The 1117-nt window shown below is 58.1% G+C and carries 2 protein-coding genes; both read left to right on the top strand.

Annotated features, from left to right (window positions below; all coding sequences use genetic code 11):
* On the top strand, nucleotides 1–233 hold a 233-nt coding region (locus ACXRVY_RS30770), incomplete at its 5' end, for a hypothetical protein (protein WP_458239176.1).
* A gap of 89 nt (nucleotides 234–322) precedes the next feature.
* Nucleotides 323–1033, top strand: a complete 711-nt coding sequence (locus tag ACXRVY_RS30765) for a FadR/GntR family transcriptional regulator (RefSeq protein WP_223463418.1) — start codon at nucleotides 323–325, stop codon at nucleotides 1031–1033.
* Nucleotides 1034–1117 lie beyond the last annotated feature (84 nt).

Genomic DNA, 1117 nt, shown 5'->3' with positions numbered 1-1117 from the left:
GAATTGGCGTCGTCGTGCATCCCGGAGATGGATGTATTCACTGCGTTTTCTCCCACTCGTTATTTTTATGCGGGGTAGGGCTGGGTGCTGCGATGTTGCTAGACATCATACAACTAGATTTTTTCTTCGTGCAACCCCGTTTGTCCAATGAAATGGCGCTTTATCAGCAAATTTTTATTCTGCTAGCGCAACTGGCTGACTATCGAAGTGACTCGTTATGGGCTTGTTGTTGAGTGTTGTCATACAAGTTGGGTGGAATTTTTACAGGATTCCCGCCAAGCGCGGTGCTACGATTCGATAGCCCTGTTTTCCGGATATCCCCATGCAAGAAGACCTCGACGCGCCTGCCCGCAAGCGCACTCACAACCTGGCCCATGATCTGGTCGAAAAATTGACCCAGCGCATCCTGCTCGGCCAGATGTTGCCCGGCGACAAGTTGCCGTCAGAGAACACCATCGTTCAGGAGCACGGGGTCAGTCGCACGGTGGTGCGTGAGGCGATCTCGAAGTTGCAGGCTTCGGGACTGGTGGAGACCCGGCATGGCATTGGCACGTTCGTGATCGAGCGCGCGCCGGAGCAGGGGTTGCGGCTGAATGTCGATACGGCGTTGGGGGTGCGCAGTATTCTGGAGTTGCGCATGGGCCTGGAAACCCAGGCGGCGGCGCTGGCGGCAACGCGCCGCAGCGATCTGCAGCTGGCGCAGATGCGTGAAGCACTGGACGACTATCAAAGCCTGCTGGCCAACAACGACAGCTGTGTCGAAGCGGACCGGCGTTTTCATCTGCTGATCGCCGAAGCCACCGGCAATGTGTGCTTCACTGAGATCATGCAGCACCTGGGCAGTGCGATGATCCCGCGCACCCGGGTCAATGCCGCCGAGCGCGGTGCGGTGGACTTGAGCAAGCTCGGCGAGTTGGCCAACCTTGAGCACGAGGCGATCCTCAATGCCATCAAGCGCCAGGACCCGGACGCGGCGCGCGCGGCCATGTGGCTGCACCTGACCAACAGTCGTGACCGGTTTTCGGCTAGTTGAGGTTGTCTGTTTTTCAGATGCACTGCGTCATCGTTCATCGCGAGCAGGCTCGCTCCCACATTGGAATGCGTACCCCTGTAGGAG

The sequence above is a fragment of the Pseudomonas sp. P5_A2_2 genome, assembly GCF_054177685.1.
Note: the sequence above shows the minus strand (reverse complement) of the source record. Positions and strands in the feature narration are given on the sequence as shown.